Source organism: Streptomyces violaceorubidus (assembly GCF_000717995.1).
In the GTDB taxonomy this organism is placed as follows: domain Bacteria; phylum Actinomycetota; class Actinomycetes; order Streptomycetales; family Streptomycetaceae; genus Streptomyces; species Streptomyces violaceorubidus.
The window spans coordinates 1-263 of record NZ_JODM01000212.1 but is presented as its reverse complement, the minus strand read 5'-3'; the positions used below and the strand labels follow the sequence as shown (position 1 = coordinate 263).

Annotated in this window: 1 protein-coding gene; it reads left to right on the top strand. The window is 75.7% G+C overall.

Annotated elements, in window-relative coordinates; translation table 11 throughout:
• Nucleotides 1–48: 48 nt before the first annotated feature.
• Nucleotides 49–263 (top strand): hypothetical protein (locus IE94_RS40190; RefSeq protein ID WP_157849466.1); only part of this gene is annotated, 215 nt, incomplete at its 3' end.

Below are 263 nucleotides of genomic sequence, written 5' to 3'. Positions count from 1 at the left end.
GGGCGGATAGTCGCAGCGCTGCGGGACCGGCCGGAATATGGGCAGGAGGTGGCACGCGTACAGTCACTGGGCCTCGATTCGGCGCGGGCCGAGGAACAGTTGGCGCGCGAGGTCGCCCGGCAGCGCCATCTCGACCCCCTGCGCGACGAGGAAGAGGTCCGGGTGCTGTGGACGTCCGCGGTCGACCTCGCTGCGCGCGGCGCGGACCGCGTGCCGGAGCGGGCCGTGGCAGCCGTCCGCGCCCGGCGCCTCGCGCAGGCCAG